19 protein-coding genes are annotated in these 23,433 nt (G+C 42.6%); 9 read left to right on the forward strand and 10 right to left on the reverse strand.

Annotated elements, in window-relative coordinates:
• The first annotated feature begins 118 nt into the window (after window positions 1-118).
• Window positions 119-1,297, forward strand: coding sequence for a formate-dependent phosphoribosylglycinamide formyltransferase (purT, locus tag QUF14_RS11100; RefSeq protein ID WP_000173500.1), 1,179 nt, complete (start codon window positions 119-121; stop codon window positions 1,295-1,297).
• Window positions 1,298-1,351: 54 nt separating this feature from the next.
• Here the strand turns inward: purT and kdgA are convergent, their stop codons facing one another.
• The 3 genes from kdgA to zwf form a co-directional block, all read right to left on the reverse strand.
• Complete coding sequence (kdgA, locus tag QUF14_RS11105) at window positions 1,352-1,993, reverse strand: bifunctional 4-hydroxy-2-oxoglutarate aldolase/2-dehydro-3-deoxy-phosphogluconate aldolase (RefSeq protein WP_000800525.1); 642 nt, start codon at window positions 1,991-1,993, stop codon at window positions 1,352-1,354.
• 36 nt (window positions 1,994-2,029) lie between these two features.
• Window positions 2,030-3,841: a phosphogluconate dehydratase gene (edd, locus tag QUF14_RS11110; RefSeq protein ID WP_001069467.1), complete on the reverse strand. Its 1,812-nt coding sequence runs from the start codon at window positions 3,839-3,841 to the stop codon at window positions 2,030-2,032.
• Between the two features lie 234 nt (window positions 3,842-4,075).
• Complete coding sequence (gene zwf, locus QUF14_RS11115; RefSeq protein ID WP_000301730.1) at window positions 4,076-5,551, reverse strand: glucose-6-phosphate dehydrogenase; 1,476 nt, start codon at window positions 5,549-5,551, stop codon at window positions 4,076-4,078.
• A 337-nt stretch (window positions 5,552-5,888) separates the two neighbouring features.
• Between zwf and hexR the strand changes: the two genes are divergently transcribed.
• A complete protein-coding gene (gene hexR, locus QUF14_RS11120) occupies window positions 5,889-6,758 on the forward strand; it encodes a DNA-binding transcriptional regulator HexR (RefSeq protein WP_001056701.1) in 870 nt (289 codons plus the stop codon).
• Window positions 6,759-6,885: 127 nt separating this feature from the next.
• The gene (pyk, locus tag QUF14_RS11125) at window positions 6,886-8,328 is read left to right on the forward strand and encodes a pyruvate kinase (protein WP_000091148.1); all 1,443 of its coding nucleotides are present in this window, start codon (window positions 6,886-6,888) and stop codon (window positions 8,326-8,328) included.
• A gap of 59 nt (window positions 8,329-8,387) precedes the next feature.
• Here pyk and QUF14_RS11130 read toward each other — a convergent pair whose 3' ends face one another.
• The 7 genes from QUF14_RS11130 to QUF14_RS11160 all read right to left on the reverse strand — a co-directional run bounded on the left by QUF14_RS11130 (window position 8,388) and on the right by QUF14_RS11160 (window position 16,182).
• A complete protein-coding gene (locus QUF14_RS11130) occupies window positions 8,388-9,230 on the reverse strand; it encodes a Nif3-like dinuclear metal center hexameric protein (RefSeq protein ID WP_286333513.1) in 843 nt (280 codons plus the stop codon).
• 22 nt (window positions 9,231-9,252) lie between these two features.
• Complete coding sequence (locus QUF14_RS11135) at window positions 9,253-10,092, reverse strand: alpha/beta hydrolase (protein ID WP_024212055.1); 840 nt, start codon at window positions 10,090-10,092, stop codon at window positions 9,253-9,255.
• A gap of 93 nt (window positions 10,093-10,185) precedes the next feature.
• Window positions 10,186-10,983: an amidohydrolase family protein gene (locus QUF14_RS11140; RefSeq protein WP_000582554.1), complete on the reverse strand. Its 798-nt coding sequence runs from the start codon at window positions 10,981-10,983 to the stop codon at window positions 10,186-10,188.
• Window positions 10,984-11,007: 24 nt separating this feature from the next.
• Window positions 11,008-12,804, reverse strand: coding sequence for a glycoside hydrolase family 13 protein (locus tag QUF14_RS11145; RefSeq protein WP_100733792.1), 1,797 nt, complete (start codon window positions 12,802-12,804; stop codon window positions 11,008-11,010).
• A gap of 17 nt (window positions 12,805-12,821) precedes the next feature.
• Entirely contained in the window at window positions 12,822-13,655 is an 834-nt protein-coding gene (locus QUF14_RS11150; RefSeq protein ID WP_000357931.1) for a sugar ABC transporter permease, read from the reverse strand.
• 2 nt (window positions 13,656-13,657) lie between these two features.
• Window positions 13,658-14,947: a carbohydrate ABC transporter permease gene (locus QUF14_RS11155; protein WP_213080786.1), complete on the reverse strand. Its 1,290-nt coding sequence runs from the start codon at window positions 14,945-14,947 to the stop codon at window positions 13,658-13,660.
• Between the two features lie 2 nt (window positions 14,948-14,949).
• Window positions 14,950-16,182, reverse strand: a complete 1,233-nt coding sequence (locus tag QUF14_RS11160) for a sugar ABC transporter substrate-binding protein (RefSeq protein WP_000777712.1) — start codon at window positions 16,180-16,182, stop codon at window positions 14,950-14,952.
• Between the two features lie 272 nt (window positions 16,183-16,454).
• Here QUF14_RS11160 and QUF14_RS11165 point away from each other — a divergent pair, with 272 nt between their 5' ends.
• From QUF14_RS11165 to QUF14_RS11190, 6 genes are all read left to right on the forward strand, one after another.
• Window positions 16,455-17,492 (forward strand): hypothetical protein, encoded by a 1,038-nt coding sequence (locus QUF14_RS11165; protein ID WP_000242971.1) that lies wholly within the window; start codon window positions 16,455-16,457, stop codon window positions 17,490-17,492.
• 18 nt (window positions 17,493-17,510) lie between these two features.
• Window positions 17,511-18,467, forward strand: a complete 957-nt coding sequence (locus QUF14_RS11170) for a UDP-3-O-(3-hydroxymyristoyl)glucosamine N-acyltransferase (protein WP_000490387.1) — start codon at window positions 17,511-17,513, stop codon at window positions 18,465-18,467.
• Between the two features lie 79 nt (window positions 18,468-18,546).
• Window positions 18,547-19,035 (forward strand): hypothetical protein, encoded by a 489-nt coding sequence (locus QUF14_RS11175; RefSeq protein WP_024212054.1) that lies wholly within the window; start codon window positions 18,547-18,549, stop codon window positions 19,033-19,035.
• A gap of 82 nt (window positions 19,036-19,117) precedes the next feature.
• Window positions 19,118-20,245, forward strand: coding sequence for an ABC transporter ATP-binding protein (locus QUF14_RS11180; protein ID WP_000741724.1), 1,128 nt, complete (start codon window positions 19,118-19,120; stop codon window positions 20,243-20,245).
• A gap of 406 nt (window positions 20,246-20,651) precedes the next feature.
• Window positions 20,652-21,461: a TrmB family transcriptional regulator gene (locus QUF14_RS11185; RefSeq protein ID WP_000581611.1), complete on the forward strand. Its 810-nt coding sequence runs from the start codon at window positions 20,652-20,654 to the stop codon at window positions 21,459-21,461.
• Between the two features lie 88 nt (window positions 21,462-21,549).
• Window positions 21,550-23,418 carry a beta-L-arabinofuranosidase domain-containing protein gene (locus QUF14_RS11190; RefSeq protein WP_100733793.1) on the forward strand — a complete coding sequence of 623 codons (1,869 nt, stop codon included), beginning with the start codon at window positions 21,550-21,552 and terminating at the stop codon, window positions 23,416-23,418.
• Window positions 23,419-23,433 lie beyond the last annotated feature (15 nt).

The following is a 23,433-nucleotide window of genomic DNA, read 5'->3' on the forward strand; positions in this document are numbered from 1 at the left end:
ATAACTGTGATTTTATACAGTATATTTCTTCTCGATTGGGAAATCAACAGCAACAATAAAGACACGCGCAAACGTTTTCGTTTATACTGCGCGCGGAATTAATCAGGGGATATTCGTTATGACGTTATTAGGCACTGCGCTGCGTCCGGCAGCAACTCGCGTGATGTTATTAGGCTCCGGTGAACTGGGTAAAGAAGTGGCAATCGAGTGTCAGCGTCTCGGTGTCGAGGTGATTGCCGTCGATCGCTATGCCGACGCACCAGCCATGCATGTCGCGCATCGCTCCCATGTCATTAATATGCTTGATGGTGATGCATTACGCCGTGTGGTTGAACTGGAAAAACCACATTATATCGTGCCGGAGATCGAAGCTATTGCCACCGATATGCTGATCCAGCTTGAAAAGGAAGGACGGAATGTTGTCCCCTGCGCTCGCGCAACGAAATTAACGATGAATCGCGAGGGTATCCGTCGCCTGGCGGCAGAAGAACTGCAGCTACCCACTTCAACTTATCGTTTTGCCGATAGTGAAAGTCTTTTCCGCGAAGCAGTTGCCGCTATTGGCTATCCCTGCATAGTTAAACCGGTAATGAGCTCTTCCGGCAAAGGGCAGACGTTTATTCGTTCCGCCGAGCAGCTTACACATGCGTGGGAATACGCTCAGCAAGGTGGACGCGCCGGAGCGGGCCGCGTGATTGTTGAAGGCGTCGTTAAGTTTGACTTCGAAATTACCCTGCTAACCGTCAGCGCAGTGGATGGCGTCCATTTCTGTGCACCGGTAGGTCATCGCCAGGAAGATGGCGACTATCGTGAATCCTGGCAACCGCAGCAAATGAGTCAGCTGGCTCTGAAACGTGCGCAGGAGATTGCCCGCAAAGTAGTACTGGCACTGGGCGGTTATGGTCTGTTTGGTGTCGAGCTGTTTGTCTGTGGTGATGAGGTGATTTTCAGTGAGGTCTCCCCTCGCCCGCATGACACCGGGATGGTGACGTTAATTTCTCAGGATCTCTCGGAATTTGCCCTGCATGTGCGTGCTTTCCTCGGACTTCCGGTTGGCGGGATCCGCCAGTATGGCCCTGCAGCTTCTGCCGTTATCCTGCCACAACTGACCAGTCAGAATGTCACGTTTGATAATGTGCAGAATGCCGTAGGGGCAGGTTTGCAGATTCGTTTATTTGGTAAGCCGGAAATTGATGGCAGCCGTCGTCTGGGTGTAGCGCTGGCGACCGCTGAGAGTGTTGATGAAGCGATTGAGCGCGCAAAGCACGCCGCAGCACAGGTAAAAGTACAAGCTTAACCCCGGCGAAAAACGCTACAAAAATGCCCGATTCACGATCGGGCATTTTGACTTTTATAGCTTAGCGCCTTCTACAGCTTCACGCGCCAGCTTAGTAATGCGGTCGTAATCGCCCGCTTCCAGCGCATCTGCCGGAACCAGCCAGGAACCACCGATGCAGAGCACGCTTTTCAGCGCCAGGTAGTCACGGTAGTTAGCCGGAGAAATACCACCTGTCGGGCAGAAACGGACCTGGGAGAACGGACCCGCGATCGCCTGCAGGGCTTTCACGCCGCCGTTAGCTTCAGCCGGGAAGAATTTGAACTCTTTCAAACCGTAGTCCATACCCAGCATCAGTTCGGAAACAGTGCTGATCCCCGGAATCAGAGGAATAGTCCCTTCGGTAGCAGCTTTCAGCAGCGGCTCGGTCAGACCCGGGCTAATTGCGAACTGTGCACCCGCTTCGGTGACTTCTGCAAGCTGCTGTGGATTCAGCACCGTACCGGCACCCACAATCGCTTCAGGCACTTCTTTGGCGATAGCACGGATAGCGTCAACTGCACACTCGGTACGCAGAGTCACTTCCAGAACGCGCACCCCACCAGAAACCAACGCTTTTGCCATCGGCACCGCGTGTTCCAGTTTTTTTACCACGATAACCGGTACAACCGGGCCGGTGGTGAGGATTGATTCTGCACTTGTTTTCCAGTTTTTCATCAGAGTTTTCTCTCGCCTGATTACAAATTTGTCGTCTTAAAAAGTGATACAGGTTGCGCCCTGTTCGGCACCGGACAGTTTTTCGCGCAAGGCGCTGAATAATTCACGTCCTGTTCCCACGCGTGACGCGCTCAGGTCAGGAATGTGTGGTTCGCGAGCAGCCAGTTCCGCTTCGTCTACCAGCAGCGTCAGTTCGCCTGTCTGTCCATTCACACGAATGATGTCCCCGTCGCGCACTTTTGCCAGCAGCCCGCCATCGTAGGCTTCTGGTGTTACGTGGATAGCTGACGGCACTTTACCTGAAGCGCCGGAGAGTCGTCCATCGGTAACTAACGCAATTTTGAAACACCGGTCCAATAATACACCAAGTGGCGGCATGAGTTTATGTAATTCTGGCATTCCGTTCGCTTTTGGCCCCTGATGACGGACAACAACGACACAATCGCGGTCCAGCAAACCCGCTTCAAAGGCCGGCATAACGTCATGCTGGCTTTCAAAAACAACCGCAGGCGCTTCAATCACCTGGTTCTCAACCGGCACGGCAGAGGTTTTCATAACCGCGCGGCCCAGGTTACCGCTTAACACTTTTGTCCCACCATGATGAGAGAAAGGTTGTTCGAAGGAAGCGATCACATTGCTGTCGAGTGATTTTTCCGCCCCTTCCCGCCAGTCCAGTTCACCATTATTCAGCCATGGTTCAAGGGTATAACGAGACAGACCAAAGCCTGCCACCGTATTGACATCTTCATGCAGCAGGCCTGCTTTGAGCAGTTCACGCACCAGAACCGGTACGCCACCTGCCGCCTGGAAGTGGTTAATATCGGCCGGACCGTTCGGGTAGAGACGTGCCATCAGCGGTACAACATCAGAAAGGTCAGAGAAGTCATCCCAGTTAATCTGAATACCAGCCGCGCGCGCCATCGCCACCAGGTGCATGGTGTGGTTAGTGGAACCACCGGTCGCCAGCAGTGCAACAATACCGTTCACCACCACTTTCTCATCGATCATCTTACCGATCGGCATCCATTCATTACCATTGCCGGTCATGCGTGTAACCTGGCGCGCAGCTGCAGCGGTCAAAGCATCGCGCAGCGGGGAGTCCGGATGAACAAAAGAAGAGCCCGGCAACTGCATCCCCATAAACTCCACCACCATCTGATTCGTATTGGCGGTACCGTAGAAAGTACATGTCCCTGGAGCATGATAAGACGCAGCTTCTGACTCCAGCAGCGCCATGCGGTCCACTTTACCTTCAGCATAAAGCTGGCGAATACGCACTTTTTCTTTATTTGGCAAACCGCTTGCCATCGGACCTGACGGCACAAACACCGCAGGCAAATGCCCAAACGACAGGGCTGCCATCGTCAGACCCGGAACAATCTTGTCGCACACACCGAGGAACAGCGCACCATCAAACATGTTATGGGACAGCCCCACCGCCGCAGACATCGCAATCACTTCGCGGCTTAACAGCGACAATTCCATTCCATCCTGCCCCTGGGTGACACCATCACACATCGCCGGAACACCGCCCGCAACCTGACCAACCGCATTCGCTTCATGCAGGGCTTTACGAATGATTTCTGGATAGTGTTCATAAGGCTGGTGTGCGGAGAGCATGTCGTTATAGGAAGTGATGATGGCGATATTGTTACGCAACATGCTTTTCAAAGAGGCTTTGTCTTCTGGCTGGCAGGCAGCGAAACCGTGTGCCAGGTTACCACATGCCAACTGCGAACGATGAACGGTCGAAGTTTTCGCTTGTTCTATCCGGGCGAGGTAAGCAGAGCGAGTCTCGCGCGAACGTTCAATGATTCGATTTGTTACGCGTAACAATTGTGGATTCATAAAGGCTCCTGAAATTGAGTTGTCAGAGCAGGATGATTCACAACGCGTTTCATTCAGAGGATTTATGACTGAAACGCCTGTAACCGGAGCTCATAGGGCAAAAACGTTTCAGTCAGTGTAATAAAAAAAGCCTCGTGGGTGAATCCACACGAGGCCTGAAAGTGTAAAAATTGTTCTACAATCTGTGCAAGATCATGTTACCGGTAAAATAACCATAAAGGATGAGTGCAGATATTACTCAAACTCATTCCAGGAACGGCCATCACGAGTAATCATCGCCACCGAGGCAACCGGTCCCCAGGTTCCGGCCTGATAGGGTTTCGGCGCATCATTGTCCATCGCCCACGCCTCAGTAATGGAGTCCACCCATTTCCAGGCTTCTTCTACTTCATCACGACGTACAAACAGTGCCTGAATACCACGCATAGTTTCCAGCAGCAGACGTTCATAGGCATCTGCCAGATGCGTTTGATTAAAGGTTTCTGAATAGCTCAGGTCCAGCTTGGTGATTTGCAGGTTATGTTTGTGGTCAAGGCCAGGAACTTTATTCAGTACCTGGATATCCACGCCTTCATCAGGTTGTAGACGGATAGTCAGTTTATTCTGAGGCAAATCCTGCCACGACTCTTTGAACAGATTCAGTTCAGGTGTTTTGAAATAGACCACAACTTCAGAGCATTTGGTCGGCAGGCGTTTACCAGTACGCAGGTAGAATGGCACACCGGCCCAGCGCCAGTTGTCGATATCGACGCGGATCGCCACGAAGGTTTCTGTATTGCTGCTCTTGTTCGCGCCCTCTTCTTCCAGGTAGCCCGGAACTTTTTTGCCCTGGGCGAAGCCCGCTGTGTATTGCCCACGGACGGTTTTTTCGCGTACGTTGGAGCGATCGATGCGGCGCAGAGACTTCAGTACTTTCACTTTTTCATCGCGGATACTGTCTGCACTCAGATCAGACGGTGGAGACATCGCAATCATGCAGAGAATTTGTAGCAGGTGATTCTGGATCATGTCGCGCATCTGACCGGCTTTATCAAAATAGCCCCAGCGACCTTCGATCCCCACTTCTTCTGCCACGGTAATCTCAACATGGTCAATGGTGCGATTATCCCAGTTGTTCACAAATAGAGAGTTAGCAAAACGCAGCGCCAACAGGTTCAGCACCGTTTCTTTACCAAGGTAATGGTCGATACGGTATACCTGGCACTCCTCAAAATATTCACCAACTTGATCGTTGATTTCCCGCGAGGTCGCCAGCGACGTCCCCAGCGGTTTCTCCATAACTACGCGTGCCGGTTTAGCATTCAGTTTTGCCTCGCCAAGCCCTTTGCAGATTGCACCAAAAGTGCTGGGCGGCATGGCAAAGTAGTTAATGGTGATACGATTTTTTTGATCCAGCATCGCGCCGAGACGGCTGAATGCAGCTGTGTCATTGACATCGAGATTACAAAAATCCAGACGTGCACTCAGGGTGTCCCATAAACCTTCATCAATGGTTTCTTTCATGAAAGTTTCGAGTGCCTCGCGGACAACTTTGGTATATGCCGCTTTATCCCAGTCAGCACGCCCTACGCCGATAATCCGGGTGTCCGGGTTGAGCTGACCGGCTTTTTCCAGTTGATACAGGGAAGGCAGCAATTTACGACGCGCAAGGTCGCCTTTCGCGCCGAAAATGACCAGGTCACAGGCCTGGGCTGTTTGCGTTACCGCCATGTCATTCTCCTTAAGTTAACTAACCCGGTACTTAAGCCAGGGTATACTTGTAATTTTCTTACGGTGCACTGTACTGCTTTTACGAGCTTGCGAAAACTGTAAACGCTTATCCACCCGTGCGATTACAGTAAAAGCGCGCAAAGTGCGGCAAAACTGATAAAAAAATCATCGTTTTCCATTGGGTAAAAATCTGACACTGATCATGTTATGAAAAAAAATAACAACTTTTTTATCTGCTTTTGTCATTAACACAGCACACAGGCGTAATATCTGACAAAACTGCATTTCGATTTCTTTCAGTGCGGAAATCGTCATTACCCGTGAGTCTCTTTACATCATGAATATGCTGGAAAAAATCCAGTCTCAGCTGGAACATTTGAGCAAATCAGAGCGCAAAGTTGCCGAGGTCATTCTGGCTTCGCCCGATAACGCGATCCATTCGAGTATTGCTGCTCTGGCGCTGGAGGCCAATGTTAGTGAACCGACGGTGAATCGTTTCTGTCGCAGTATGGACACGCGCGGTTTTCCTGATTTTAAACTGCATCTGGCACAAAGTCTGGCGAATGGCACCCCCTATGTTAATCGCAACGTCAATGAAGATGACAGCGTTGAATCATACACGGGGAAAATATTTGAGTCGGCAATGGCGACGCTCGATCATGTCCGTCATTCACTGGATAAATCTGCCGTCAACCGCGCCGTCGACTTGCTCACTCAGGCCAAAAAAATCGCGTTTTTTGGATTAGGCTCTTCTGCCGCCGTTGCCCACGATGCGATGAATAAGTTCTTTCGTTTTAATGTTCCGGTGGTGTACTCCGATGATATCGTGCTGCAACGCATGAGTTGTATGAATTGTAGCGACGGAGACGTGGTGGTGCTGATTTCTCACACTGGAAGAACAAAAAATCTGGTCGAGTTGGCGCAGTTGGCACGCGAAAACGACGCCATGGTGATTGCCCTCACCTCTGCGGGTACCCCGCTCGCCCGGGAAGCAACGCTGGCAATTACCCTCGATGTACCGGAAGATACTGACATTTATATGCCCATGGTTTCTCGACTTGCACAGCTGACCGTGATAGATGTGCTGGCAACAGGTTTTACTTTGCGACGCGGTGCAAAATTCAGAGATAACTTGAAGCGGGTCAAGGAAGCGCTGAAGGAATCGCGTTTTGATAAGCAGTTACTTAATTTAAGTGACGATCGGTAAAAACGACTGTCACTGTTCTAATCTTATACGACATCCGAATGAGATTACTTTATCGCCATAACGGCGTTATTTCATTCGGATTTCATGTTCAAGCAACACCTGGTTGTTTCAGTCAACGGAGTATTACATGTCCAGAAGGCTTCGCAGAACAAAAATCGTTACCACGTTAGGCCCAGCAACAGATCGCGATAATAACCTTGAGAAAGTTATCGCTGCGGGTGCAAACGTTGTACGTATGAACTTTTCTCACGGCTCTCCTGAAGATCACAAAATGCGCGCGGATAAAGTTCGTGAAATTGCCGCAAAACTGGGGCGTCATGTGGCTATTCTGGGTGACCTCCAGGGGCCCAAAATCCGTGTATCCACCTTTAAAGAAGGCAAAGTTTTCCTCAATATTGGGGATAAATTCCTGCTCGACGCCAACCTGGGTAAAGGTGAAGGCGATAAAGAAAAAGTCGGTATCGACTACAAAGGCCTGCCTGCTGACGTCGTGCCTGGTGACATCCTGCTGCTGGACGATGGTCGCGTCCAGTTAAAAGTACTGGAAGTTCAAGGCATGAAAGTATTCACCGAAGTGACCGTCGGCGGTCCGCTCTCCAACAATAAAGGTATCAACAAACTCGGCGGTGGTTTGTCGGCTGAAGCGCTGACCGAAAAAGACAAAGCAGACATTAAGACTGCAGCGTTGATTGGCGTAGATTACCTGGCTGTTTCCTTCCCGCGCTGCGGCGAAGATCTGAACTATGCACGCCGCCTGGCTCGCGACGCAGGTTGTGATGCAAAAATTGTCGCCAAAGTTGAACGTGCGGAAGCCGTTTGCAGCCAGGATGCAATGGATGACATCATCCTCGCCTCTGACGTGGTAATGGTTGCTCGCGGAGACCTCGGTGTGGAAATTGGCGATCCGGAACTGGTCGGCATTCAGAAAGCGTTGATCCGTCGTGCACGTCAACTAAACCGCGCAGTAATCACTGCGACCCAGATGATGGAGTCAATGATTACTAACCCGATGCCGACGCGTGCAGAAGTCATGGACGTAGCAAACGCCGTTCTGGATGGTACTGACGCTGTGATGCTGTCTGCAGAAACTGCTGCTGGTCAGTATCCTTCAGAAACCGTTGCAGCCATGGCGCGTGTTTGCCTGGGTGCGGAAAAAATCCCGAGCATCAACGTTTCTAAACACCGTCTGGACGTTCAGTTCGACAATGTGGAAGAAGCTATCGCCATGTCAGCAATGTACGCGGCTAACCACCTGAAAGGCGTTACGGCGATCATCACTATGACCGAATCGGGTCGTACCGCTCTGATGACCTCCCGTATCAGCTCCGGTCTGCCGATTTTCGCTATGTCGCGCCATGAACGTACGCTGAATCTGACTGCTCTCTATCGCGGCGTTACGCCGGTGCACTTTGATAGCGCTAATGACGGCGTAGCAGCTGCCAGCGAAGCGGTTAATCTGCTGCGCGATAAAGGTTACTTGATGTCTGGTGACCTGGTGATTGTCACCCAGGGCGACGTGATGAGTACCGTGGGTTCTACTAATACCACGCGTATTTTAACTGTAGAGTAATCTCACCTGCCCCGGCCGCTGATGACCGGGGTATTTAGCAACACATAAATTAGGACTACTCATTCAATCCAATCATAATCACAGCCCCCTGTAAAATGAATACAGGGATAGCCTGAATGGAGATCTAAATAGCTTGCAAGACGTCGCATACCCGCTTCCTCTGCAACACTATGTCCAATAACTGCCATCGGTAAGCCACTATCTTTGGAGTATTGTGTCTGCACCCATGTTTTAATTGAATCGTTAATCGTAATATAATAATCAGCCTGATATTCCATATATTGTATTGGATCACAAAAACAGCCTGCCCCAATCCCAATAGTTCTAACTATTCTGGCTCTATCTCCATAAAATTGGATCCCAGGAAGATTATAAGTTTTCAAATTTTTGGCAAAACGTTTGGTAATATTAATGGCACTGTCAGGTTCTATAGCATATACATGGTACATCTCATCAGAAGCAATAATATTTGTAACATCCAGTTCTAACTGCTGAGCCAAAGCCTTAGACATTCCGAACATAGGCTCTCGATCCATGACATCATGGCAACGAATGATTACCAAATTATTTTTATGCAAAAACTCCTTTTTTTGCTCAATTATTTTTAAATAACTGAGTTCACCGCGAGTATAATCCATTATTTTTCTGGCCCATGAAAACTCAAGATCGTCCCCCTCCAGATCAGCATAAGAATAAAATGTAGGCTCATGAGTAATAATGATATTGACACCTTCAAAAACAGCCTTTCTTAAAACATCCATTGAGGCAACCCAGCAGGTCCCAATTTTATTAATAAGTGTCGCCTCAGCACCAAAAATAATTTTATCAACAGTTGGCTGCGAAACGGCAACCATTGAATTTAAAAAACAATTAAGATCTGCGGCTGTTTTAATATGATGCATTCAATATCCTTCACATGTTTCATCAGCAATAAAATAATTTCAACATCTCTGGGAAGCGTTTTGCCCATGCAGACTCAGAGTGGGTATTACCTCCCCATAGGTGATAATCCATAGTTACATTGCGTTGTTTACGAAGACTCGCGCATAATTTTTCAGCACCGGAAATATAAATTTCAGGAAAGTTTTCGCGCATACCACTGGTTTCCTGCGTACCGACATCGAGATACAGGGTAAGATTTTCAACTATATTATTGTCCTGAATAAAACTCAGCATTGCGCTATCATTAAACCATAGTGCTGGCGAAAAAACGCCAACTTTTGAAAAAACGTCCTGACGAAGGATTGCGGCAAACAAACTGATGTACGCCCCCATAGAACTACCTGCTATCGCTGTATTATTACGATCTGGGAGAGTTCGAAAATTGCTGTCAATATAGTTCTTGAGCGTGTCCACAATAAAATCAACATACAGCGCACCTTTTCCTCCACTATAATCCACATCAGGGTCCCAGCCAGGTAAGGAAAAAGATGTGTTTCGCGGCCATGGAGAATACTCATCCATACGGCTGAATTTACCATGAGACGATGCATTATCAATCCCCACAATGATAACACCGTCGTATAGTGAATTTGGGAAAAAAGCATCTACCGCCTCAGGTATATCCCATACATGTGGACCAAAAGATACAGATTTATCAAATAAATTTTGCCCATCGTGCATATACAATACAGGGTAACTGACATCAGATTCATAATAGGACGCAGGCAGTAATATTCTTATTTCTCGACTACTTGCCAATTGTGGCATAGGAAAGGATTGCAACACATGATAGCGATTCCCATAGTTCTCAATATCGTTCATGATTTAAATTAACCTCAATACACAAAAGAAATATAACATCTAAGCACTCCCCTACCACATTCTATATGGGGAGCACTTAGAAATGACTAATGTCTATATTTTTATCTTAAAAAGTTTTTTCGCATTCGTAAACATAAGTTGTTCAAACTCACTTTGCGTTAATTTACTTTTTAATTCAGTAAAATACGTATTATAAAAATCATCATCATTATACGTATCTAGTCCATTAATAGGATTATCGGTACCGAATAAAATCTTATCGCTACCACAGATTTTTATCGCCTGGTAAACCATATCCGCCCTAACCCACGCAGTATCGCCATAGAGATTAGGTAGTTTTGCAATCAATTCGATTGCTTCCTGATTATCTGTCGCGAGCCCCATATGACACATTACAAAATTCACGTCTGGATACTTAAGTGCCATCTCATAAACCAACTGTGGGCTGGATTCATAATCATTAGAAGTATGGCTAACTACCGGGAGATCATATTTTTGCGCAAGGCGTATATAATCCTGAACTTTTTCTGAGTTGAAAGCCATTTTTGAATGATATGGGTGAACTTTGATGCCATAAATGATATCGCGATTGCTGGCAATCATATCTTCAAAGTCTTGATCACAACTTTCCAGACGAGGCTTAATCCACATAAACGCGCCAATTCGCTTTGAATGTTGACGAACAAGTCTGAGCATACGTTCATTATTATCATGCTGTGTAACTTGATCTTCATCCGGAATCGGGTTCTGGTCATGGTCAACTTCTACGGCAGATCCACAAGAACATAACGCAAAATCAATCTTATACTTATCCAGCGAAGCCAGGAAAACATCTTCTGGCATGCTGATTTTCACAAAGTCACCAATATGAGTGTGTGCATCAATTATCATAATGAATGTCCTAATAGAAATTTATTAATCATATAGTTCAGCAGCAGGTAAACCTACAATTTCATAACTGAAACCTGGGATCTCCATACTTTTTCCATCATAAATAAAGTGAGCGGTGTCTTCACTATTATTTAAGAAGAACGTAATGTTACCGCGTTGATAAGCGACCACCGTAGAATGTTCAACGTCTTTCCATTGTATTGATGCTTCACACCATTGTGGATGTTTTTTACGTAAACTTATCAACCAACGTATAAATTTCCGTAATTCAAGATCTTGTTTACTTTCATCCCATTCCATACATTTTCTGTTGTTCTCAAGCGTCATTGTTTTATAACCATCAATACCTATTTCTCCACCGTAATAAATACAGGGAGATCCCGATTGAGTCAGCATAAATAAATACGCGAGTTTAACTTTCCGTTTATCATTCAAACAAACGCTTAAAATACGCGCGGTGTCATGACTATCCAGAAGATTAAACATTACTTCAGTTATGTTTTTAGGATAACAAAGATAAGAACGTGTGACGGATGTCATAAATTCTTCTTTTGTCGTATCCTGCAAAGCAAAATAGTCAATAATTCCATATGTTAAGGGGTAGTTCATTAATGAATCAAACTGATCACCACGCAACCAGGGGGTACCTTCATGCCATATCTCACCCAAAATATAACAGTCCGGGTTGATATCTTTAATAACTTTTCTGAAATCACGCCAGAAATGATGATCCACTTCATTCGCAACATCCAGACGCCAACCATCAATATCAAAATTTTGCGTCCAATAGCGAACTATACTAAGTAAGTATTCACGGCACTCTTCATTCTCAGTGTTAAGCTTGGGCATTTCAATAACATTGCCAAAGGTTTCATAGTTAAAATTTTTGAAATCCCATTCACTTTTTGGCGTATCAGGATAAACAGGGAATTTATGAATCCAGAACCAATCGGCGTAGCGAGAATTGGCACCATTGCGTACGACGTCAAGCCATATGGGAGAGTCAGCGCCTAAATGATTGAATACTGCATCCAACATGATTTTTATTCCACGCTTATGCGCTTCCTCAATCAAATTATGAAAAGCAATATTCCCACCTAAATGTGGATCAACGCTAAAATGATCGATAGTGTCATATTTATGGTTGGAAGCTGAAGTAAAAATAGGACAAAAATAAATCCCATTAATACCCAGATCTTCCAGATAATCGAGTTTATCAATAACCCCCCACAGATCCCCACCCATAAAATTGAATGAAGTCGGTGTGCTGCCCCACGGTTCTACCCCTTCTGGGGATATTTCAGGTCTGCCATTACAGAAACGGTCTGGAAAAATTTGGTACCATACCGTCTCTTTTACCCATGAGGGCGTATTTAGAACGTCAATTTTATTAAGATAAGGGAAGCAGAAAAAGTTATTTAAGCGGCTTAACTCTCGTTCTTCGCACTCCGGTGAACTGATATCAACACACCTTTTCTCACCAAAAAGAAACTTCTCTCCCTCTTTCCCAAAAAGTATAAAACCGTAACGGCAACGGCGTTTTTGAGGTTTGAACACGGCAAACCAATGATCGTGGAATTCGGAGACAGCTTCTTGTTCCATCTCGATCTCGTTGCCACCAATCCAGCCGAGTGCTTCTGTACCGGCCATGTTTCCGCCGTCAAGACCACCTTCAGCCCAATTATAAGGATCGCCTATCCAGAGAATAACTTTATCCACTTCTCCTTTTAATGTGCGTAACCGTACATGCAAAGTTTCGTTATCATAAGCATAGCTATCTTCACTTTTTGCTGAATGTTTTAACGAACTAACTGTAATCATAAATACTAATCCCTAAATTATTCCTTAACGGCACCGCTAACAAGTCCAGTAGTTATATGCTTCTGCGTGAAAACAAATAACAATGTGATAGGTACTGCAACTAAAAGCGCTCCAGCAGCAAAAAGCGTATAATTTTCTGCTGAATTAGAAGCAATCCAACTAAAAATGCCAATCGCCAGGGTCATTTTATCCTCACTACGAAGCACCAACGTTGGCAAAATGAAGTCCATCCATGGTCCAGTGAACGAAACTAATCCAACGAATACGAGAATCGGCTTAGCCAATGGCAATATTATCTGAATAAAAATAGTCAGATGCCCTGCTCCATCTATCTTAGCGGCCTCATCCAAAGAAGTTGGAATAGCATCAAAATAACCTTTTACCAACCACGTCATGAAGGGCAATGAACCGGTTACATAAACCAGAAGCAACCCAGTATATGTGTCTATCAAATTGGCTTTTGAAAGCAGGATATAAATGGCAGTCATTGATAAAAATGCAGGAAACATTTGCAATACAAGAATACTCATTAAAGTATTACGCTTTCCACGAAATCGATACCGTGAAAAAACGTAGGCGGTCATCGTCACAACGACCAGTGAAATTAACATGTTAGCGGTTGCAAGTATGAAAGTGTTCAAATACCACTGCATATATGGCGTATCCGTGAACAATGTTACGTAGTGATCAAAGGTAAACTCAATGCCACTAAATGTGGAACTAAATAGATTATTCCCTTTTTTAAAAGATGCCATTATCGTCCATATCACTGGCCCAAGCACAGCAATGGAGTTGCAGATTAAAAAAAGATAAACTACGAGCGTTGAAATTTTACGTAAAATTTTATCCATAGTTACATCCCTACATCATCTTTGAATGATTTCATCCGTCTGAATTGCCATATTGCTATAACCGATAAGAAGATAAATATTATGATAGAGATTACAGACGCTATATGATATTGCTGGAAATTCAATGTAAGTTTATAAATCCAGGTAATAAAAATATCTGTATGCCCAGCAAATCTATATTCCGGATTAGTCGGACCACCTTCAGTCAGAAGATAAATTGCACCAAAATTATTGAAGTTATAAGCAAATGTCATTACCAGAATTGGCGCAACCTGATGTAACACCATTGGCAATGTAATTTCCTTAAACTGTTGCCACTTAGTTGCGCCATCGACCTCACTAGCCTCATACAAATCTCGGGATATGTTGGTTAATGCACCCGCGATCAATAGCATAAAATACGGTGCCCCTACCCAAACACAAACGGCAATTACTGTTATTTTTGCATTTAATGGAACCGACAGAAAATCAACTGAATTCATTCCGATACTGTTCAGAAACGAGTTAACCGGACCAATTCCATTTAAAAGAAGACGGAAAATAAGTAACGTTACAAATGTGGGTATGGCATATGGCAGTATAAATATCAATCGCCAGACTTTTGCGAAACGTATATTTTTTTTAGCCAGTGCCAAAGCCAGAATAAAGCCAAAACTGAAAGTAAAAATCGTTGCGCAAATTGCCCAAATGAATGTCCAGAGAGCGACACCCAGAAACGTATCAGACCATATTTTAAACTTAAACAACATAATAAAATTTTTAATCCCAGCCCAATCAACCAGGTTCTTTGGTGGGATGTGATTTGGCGCAGCATAGTTTGTAAAGGATACAAGAACTGTAATTACAATAGGTAAAACAATGAATGCTATACTCGCTAAAAATGCGGGCGTTAGAACTATAAAGGCAAATTTATCCTCATAGAGTTTATATAACTGTTGTTTAAAAGTCAGATGGCAATAAGATGAGTTCCGCGCATCTTTAATATTAAGGATATAAATAGTGGCGAATAAGCCAACAACAATTGTCGCTATCACGCCTTCTACAAGCAGAAATATAGAATTGTCACCCTGAATGACAGTCAACCCTTTTCGAATTTGCGCGACATCACCTAATGTGAACATACCTATTAATGTGTGCACAATCTCGGAAAGATAAAGCAAAAAGCATACTTGTATTGCAAAGAATATCCCGCCTTTCACATAATAATGACGTGATAACTGAGTCCCGCCCATAATCAAACAGGAAATGGGTAGCACAGGTGCACTCTTCATTTTCAGTTGTTGAGTATTCACAATTACTCCTGAAGCGAAAGTTGTTCTTCAATAATTGTTTGTGCATGATTTAAAACTTCATCCGGTGTTTTATTCTCAACCCAGGTAGCCAAAATAGCATTAGTCATTGGAGACCATAGATAAGACATTTCCGGTATTGATGGCATTGCATCAGAATAATTAGCTTGAGCAATAATTGCTTTTATAGCTTCACTACCTGTCTGGCTAATTTTCTTCATAAGCGAATCGACTGGTGGGATGAGATTCGTCATTTCATAACGCTTCATCAACATCTTATCCGTTGTCAGGTAGTCAGCGAATAATTCAGCGGCATGAGGATATTCGGTAAATGAGCTTACAACGGCCAGCCGTACTGTTGAAAATGAGCGAGGCTGATGACCATCTAATGTTGGGATGCGTGTTACGCCAAAATTGATTCCGCTGTCAATGTAACCTTGTATGGACCAAGGTCCGTCGATTACAGCAGCAACTTTTCCTTCATTAAACAGACCTCTTAGAACCTGTGGATTTCCCATATCAAGAGGATTAGAGGGATTCGCTTTCTTTAAGCGTTTCATTGTCTCTAACCCTTTCTTCGCTTCAGATGAAGCGATGCCTAAAGCTTTGGGATCGTTACCGGTTTTACCGAATTCGTTGGCACCATATAAGGTAATAAACATACGTGAAACATAATAATTTTGTACATCCCACAGCAGAGCATATTTATGCTCAGATGAATTATTAAACTTTTCACTGAAAGTATTAATTTCTTCGAATGTTTTTGGTGCGGCGTTTAACAAATCCTTATTATAGAAAAGCGCCAGCGTTGCGAAACTTACAGGAAAACCATAGCTGATGTTATTATATGTAGCTGCCGATACTGCGCCTGGAATAAATGTTTTCTTAATCCGCTCAGCTGAGACCATGTTTTCCATAACCCCGCCAGCAACGACTAACCGCCCCAAGGTATCATGTTCAATTTCAGCTACATCAGCTACACGAGTCGTACCACCATCCTGCATAATTCTTGATGCTGCATCCATTGGCGCTATATTGCGAAACGTAAACTTTACCTTGTAGCCAAAATCTTTATTAAATTCCTTTGCAGCATATTTCATATATTCCGCGCTTGTTGCATCAGACCAGACCAACAACTCAGCATCAGTTTCAGGAATCAATTTTTCTGCCATCGCCTGGGGTGTTAACGTACTGGAAATTGCAAGAATTATAACTTTGACGATATTTGAAAGCTTCATTATATTTACCTCGTGAATAACATTCGTAAGTAGTACATACTGTACGCCTATATAAGCATTCACGCCATTATCAACACAAATCAAGCCCAATCAACTGTCAAATAAGATTTTAATGATGAATAACTGTAAATAGTGATGCATATCCCATTTGCAGTAATTTGTAGAGGAAAAAAATATTTTATTGCCGCAGAGTATTTAGGAGTACATGAGGTACGACTATATGGAATAGCAGAAATCATATCTTAGATTGATATTTTGGAAGGAACTCATTTATGGTTTTAATAAAAAAAAATGTCTTATCGGCTTCAATTGCAACAGTCCTTTTAGGATCAACAGGAGCCTTTGCGGCAAACGATCGCGGCTTTACCGCCGACAGTGACTGGTCAGAAGAACAAGCTGGCTTTAATGGACATGTTGGTACTACATTTGAATATGAGACCAAAAGCACTGATAACTATTTAGGGAAAACAGTAAAAGAATATACTAAAACACACGAGATTTTCCAGGCCTATTTCAGCCAACCTAATTGGCAATTTGCAGCTATCTATGGGCTTAAGTCTATCGATCGCCGGCAAGAAGAAAAAGGCTATCACGAAAATGAAACAAGTCTGCAAAACTATATATCACTAAACAAAACGTTCACTATTGGTAACGGTTTCGACTTCAGTCTGGTTTACGACATTATGTATACCGACGGGAATATAGATAGCCCGTATGTAACAGGTTTACATACCGTTACAGTTGACAACAGTTTCCGCCCTACGCTGACTTACTTCAACTCTGACTGGAACGCAGGTTTTTATTCAAACGTTGAATACTTATACAGTCGAAATGATAAGAGTTCCTGGGGGGTACGCGAAGAAGAAGGTCAAAGCATACTATTTCAACCCTATAAGCGTTTTGGTGCCTGGGAATTTGGCGTTGAGTTTTTCTACCAGAAAAAGCATACCGATGAATTTAATCACGGTAAAATAAATGATCGTGGTATCTATACCGAAAGTTACTACGAGCCAATCATCAAATATGCTTTTGAAAACGCAGGTAATATTTATCTTCGAACTCGCTTCGGTCACGGGAAAACAGAAAGCGCAGATAGTTTGCAATACAATGCAAACAGAACCTATTTCAAGACAATCCGAAAAGCCACTCTTGGTTATGAACAAAACATAGGTGACAACTGGATAGCCAAGATTGAATATAAACATGCCTGGGAGAAAGAACACAAAAACTTCTATGATCCAAGAGATCAAGAAAAATATAATGTGCTCAATCAGGATAATATTTATGTACATGCTTTCTATCGCTTTTAATTAAACAGAGGGAAACCTATGTTCAGCGCACTAGATATTAAAACGTTGATGCAAGGAACTTTATATGGTGACCCATCGCTCAGGGTTGATACGATTCGGCCAATCAACAGTCCTTTAGTTGGCGGACTCTCGATTGTTATGACACCTGGAGATTTGTTGCATATACCAACGACTGGTGCGGATATAATTATCGGACCGGAACAGATCATTAGCTCTAATGCTAAAGCAAAGATTGTAGTCGATTACCTGAACGTAAATAATCTTAACAAAATTTTAAGATATTATAAGGTACATAAGTATCGTTTGTTTGAGCAAGAAAACACTTCAACAATACCCGATGTATACATTGGTAAACACTGCCAGATTGGTATGAACTGCCATTTTATGCCGGGTGTTAAAATTATGAACTGTGTGACCATAGGTGATAATGTTGCCATACATGCGAATACAGTAATTAAAGAAGGCACTATTATTGGTAATGATGTTATTATTGATTCTAATAACTCCATCGGTAATTATAGTTTTGAATATATGTCGGATGAGCGTAACTCATATGTCCGAGTTGATAGCATCGGTCGCGTTATCATAGGTGATGATGTTGAAATCGGTTGTAACAACACCATTGACCGAGGAACACTGGGAGATACGATTATAGGTCAAGGCACTCGTATTGATAATCAAGTGCAAATTGGACATGACTGCATAATCGGCAATAACTGCCTGATTGTTTCACAATGCGGATTTTCAGGACACGTAGTTTTAGGCGACCATGTTATTACACATGGTCAAGTCGGTATCGCCGGTCACATATCAATTGGTAGTTATTCGGTAATAAAGGCTAAATCAGGTGTAAGCCATTCTTGTCCAGAAAAGAGTGACCTTTTTGGTTACCCTGCCAAAAATACGCGAGAATATAACAAAAATCTCGCTGTCCTTAATAAACTAACTAAACAACATGGTGTATATAAACAGTGAGTCGTTGCGAAGTATTATTTATATACATTAACACTGACACAGAAATAGCTTAACTAAGCTACCTTTATTGAGAGTTTAAATGAAAAATAAATTATTTATTGCTGTTATGTTGACTGGTCTTCTTTCAGGATGCGTCGATGGCAATTCACCCTCTGGCAGTCAGGAAGGTGTTGTGAAAGCGGATCCCCGCTATTCAGAATGTAACCTCCCCGATGTAAATGAAAGAGGGCCAATTGCTGCAGGTCTTTACATTTCTGGAACTCTCCCGGAAGGCTATTGGTTAATGAAGCCAGAGAGAAAAATGCATTATAAAGGAGATGGTATCTATCAGCTTATTTATTCAGAAAAAGCCGGTGCGTTAACAATGCAATTTGCGACTATGAACTGGAACCCGCAGTTCACTGTAACAGGTCTTGAATTGCCATTAAATCAGGCTAAAACACTTAAAAAAGGCGGCATGGATAAAAATACAAAAGTCGTCATTCCTGCCGATGGAAAGTATGTTTGGACGATTCAAATTGGTCCTGATAAAAAGGCAATAGCCGCCATGGTAGCACCATGTAAATAGTTATTTTTAGCACTCCACCATTCAACATTCGTTGAATGGTGGAGTATCAGTATTCCAAAATTCTTGTTAATGAGAGCAGATTATGGCCGCGGTAATTCTACGCAAAGTTGAAAAAATTTATGACAATGGATTCAAAGCTGTTCACGGCATTGATCTCGATATAAACGATGGTGAATTCATGGTTTTTGTTGGACCATCTGGGTGTGCCAAATCAACTACATTACGCATGATTGCAGGTCTTGAAGACGTATCAGGTGGTGAAATTTACATTAGCGACCGCCTTGTTAATACCCTACCGCCTAAAGATCGCAGCATTGCAATGGTGTTCCAGAACTATGCGCTGTATCCCCATAAGACTGTATTTGACAATATGGCCTTTGGCTTAAAAATGCAAAAAAGGCCAAAAGAAGAGATTAAGAAAATTGTCGAAGAAGTTGCAGAAAAACTTGAAATTAGCGATTTACTTTACCGAAAACCGAAAGAAATGTCGGGTGGTCAGCGTCAGCGTGTTGCGGTAGGCCGTGCAATTGTTCGTAAGCCAGATGTTTTCTTATTTGATGAGCCACTATCTAACCTTGATGCTAAACTTCGTGTCTCAATGCGAGTCAAAATTGCTCAATTGCATCAGTCTCTCAAGGATGAAGGGCATCCAGCAACCATGATTTATGTTACACACGATCAAATTGAAGCATTGACCCTCGGTGATCGTATTTGTGTGCTTAATCAGGGGCGAATAATGCAAGTCGACACACCAGTTAATCTGTATAACCACCCTGCTAACAGATTCGTTGCTGGCTTTATTGGTTCCCCGTCAATGAATTTGATAGATGCGGTTGTACGTGAGGAAGACGGTAAACTCTATATTGACATTGCCCAAAATATTCGGTTGTATATACCTGAGAATAAACAATCAGTACTCAAAGCGTATATAGATAAACCCGTTTGTTTTGGTATTCGTCCAGAACATATCTCTTTGAGTGTGAATTGCAAAGAAATGAATACTGTTACAGGTGCATTAAGTATTATTGAAAATATGGGGAGTGAAAAATATCTTTACTTTACCGTTAACAACAAAGAGTTTATTGCAAAAGTCAACGATCAATCAATTACTACAGCCGATATTGGAAAAAATTTGTATTTCAACCTTGATACGAGCTTCTGTCATATATTTGATTTTTACACAGAAGAAAATATAACTAATTATTTGTGATTGATATGATAATAACCCCAGGTTGAATACCGGTATTAAACCCTTACCATTCCATAAGGCTTCTTACTGCTCGAACTGTCTATTGGTAATGTAATTAACTTCACGAAATGATTCTTATCCAGGTAATTGAGTTACAAAATTCCATCAATAAAAAAGAGCATATATGAATAAACCGTTGAAAACACCGCTTACTCAGTGAGTCCACTAATTAGGTCAGAGCATGTCTTCTGACCATAGTTGGAGGGCATTCAGATTCACAGTTCACAATGCTTACGTGCTGTAGACCTGTAGCCAGCTTGAGGATGAATGACGATAAATGCACATTTTATCTCAGCAATTTTTTCGAAAATGTTAATTAATAATGTTAAAATTGGTAAGATTTCATTTTCAGTTCAGGAGCGCGTCTATGATACATTTGGTAAATAAATTGATAAATTTTGGTTTCACTCGTACCGATGCACAGGTTTACATCAGTCTTTTGAAAAACGGTCGTAGCAGTGGTTACAAGATTGCAAAGGAAATTTCACTTTCACGTTCGTCTGTATACTCATCAATTGATAATCTTTACAAGAACGGTTATATCTTTCTTGTCGATGGTGAAACCAAAGAATATGAAGCAAAATCTCCTGAACTCATACTTTCGCAAATTGAAAAAAGCACTATTGACAATATAAAAATCTTGAAAAAAGAATTATCACAGATGATGTTTCAGAATGAACGCGAATTCATTTATAATGTCTCTGGTTTTGATAATTTACATCAGAAAGCTAAAGAGATGCTCTCTTCTGCAGAGTATGAAATTTACCTCAACACGGATTTTGATTTACATTTTTTGAAAAATGAAATTTGTGAGGCTCTAAATCGACATGTTCGAGTTATTGTTTTTTCATTTAATAAACTTATTACTCCTGACCCACGCGTAGAACTATATTACCGTTTCAACCATGAAGAAGAATATTACCCTTCTCATCGTTTTATGCTTGTTGTTGATATGAAGACAGTAATGGTTTTTTCACAACGAGCTGAATCACTGGGGTTATACTCGAATAATCGCTTGCTTATCAATATAATTGCCGAACATATCCATAGTGATATATATCTAACCAAGTATCAGCAACAATATCCTGATGCCAATGCATTAATAAATACTTTGCATGAATCTGGCAATGATATGGTGCAGGATGAAAAACATTTGAGTGATAGCAAAAACCGTTAATATTTTCCTTTCATTGTGATCGTCTGTAGGCGATCACAATCTATTTGTCTTTTATAACGTCTAAACTTTTTTATGCAAAGGTATATTTATGATTTTTTTTAACGATATAAAGCCCACTGGTTGGTTAAAGAATAAGATGGAATGGTATATGATCGGTCATATAGGAGAACTGGATAAATTAGTTCCCCATCTTATTACGGAGCATAAAATATATGGAAGAGATCGTATAACTCCACTCACTGTTTCTGCTGAAGATAGCGTTATCAAAAAACAGAATAATCCCGATGATAACATGATGCAATATTATTGGTGGGATAGTGAAACTCAATCGAATTGGAAGGATGGATATTGCCGCAGTGCCTACTTGTTAGATAATAAAGAATGGCAGGAAAAAGCGAGCGATTTATGTTTGGAACTTATCGATACGCAAGATGATGATGGCTACATTGGAATTTATGATTCATCATTAAAATTTAACTGTAAAGCAGAAAACGGAGAGTTCTGGGCACAAGCTACTGCCTTGCGTTTTGTGCTTGGATGTTATGAGTCCACCCGTAATGAGAGTTTATTAACTTCTCTTACCCAAGCCGCACAATGCATTATGGCTGGTTACCCTAAAGAAACGTCACATCCTTTCGTTGTGAAACATGGTTTTGCTGGACATAGCCACGGATTAACAATAACAGATGTTTTCTACCGCCTTTATGAAATAACCAATAACATTGAATATCTATCATATTGCTTGTGGCTGTATGAAGATTATTCCGCAGGATGCGTGTCGGAGCAAGATCTGCAATATAAAAATGTCATAGACCCAGGTTACCTTCTTAAAGGTCATGGCGTGCATACATATGAGCATATTAGAGCATTAGCCATCGCAGCGAGCCAACGGCCACAGTATCAAACTGCATTAGATATTTTTTTATCCCAGTTGAAATATTATCTTACACCATCTGGCGCTCCCATTGGTGATGAGTGGATTACAGGACGCACAGCTAATGCCACTTATACAGGCTATGAATATTGTTCTGTTCATGAGCTATTTAGCACTTATGTTATGTTGATAAAACTGACCACTAACATTGGTCTGGCCGATGATGCTGAGTGGCTATTCTATAATGCCAGTTTTGGCATGCAGCATCCCATACATCACGCGATAATGTACTGCAAGACTGATAATTGTTATGAAGCAAATGAAAGGAAACATCCGGACAGTAATCAGTTTAATACCAGATATAAATACTCCCCTACTCATGAGGAGGCTGCTGTCTGCTGCGTTCCAAATACAGCAAGAACCATACCGGCTTTTGTCGAAAATATGTTTCACGAAAATAACAATGGTTTTACTGCATTATTTTATGGTCCGTGTGAGTTTTATGGTACATATAATAACGTTGCAGTTAAAATTACACAATTAACTGAATACCCTCATGATTTAAGCGTAAAATGTCTCATTGAGCCTGAGTCATCTGTTCGTTTTGCTCTCACTTTGCGTTACCCCAGCTGGGCAAAAGTGATGATTATTAATGGTGTTACTTTTACTAAAAATGATACCCAAAACTCACTTATTATTTTAGATAGAACATGGCAACATCATGATGTGATCGACATAAAATTTATAGCTGATATACAGTTTAATACTGACTTATGTGGTGACACTTATATTTCCAGAGGTCCAGTTTTATATGCAATTGAGCTTGAGAGCGATATTTTAATCAAAAAAAACCTGCTAAACGGGAAATATTGTGACTTAGGATACATACCCTGTAGTAGAGCTGATGAATCTATCCAGTTCTCTTATGCTGATTTGGAATCTTTTTCATATTCAACCTCACCAGAGGGCAAACAATACATTGAAGGGTGTTTTTATTTAAACAAGACTAAAATAGTCAGAAAACTTATACCATTTGGTCAAACTATTCTTCGCAAAGTAACTTTCTCCAATATAGAGAGTTAACATTTATCGAGTATT

The sequence above is a fragment of the Escherichia sp. HH091_1A genome, assembly GCF_030295175.1.
In the GTDB taxonomy this organism is placed as follows: domain Bacteria; phylum Pseudomonadota; class Gammaproteobacteria; order Enterobacterales; family Enterobacteriaceae; genus Escherichia; species Escherichia coli_F.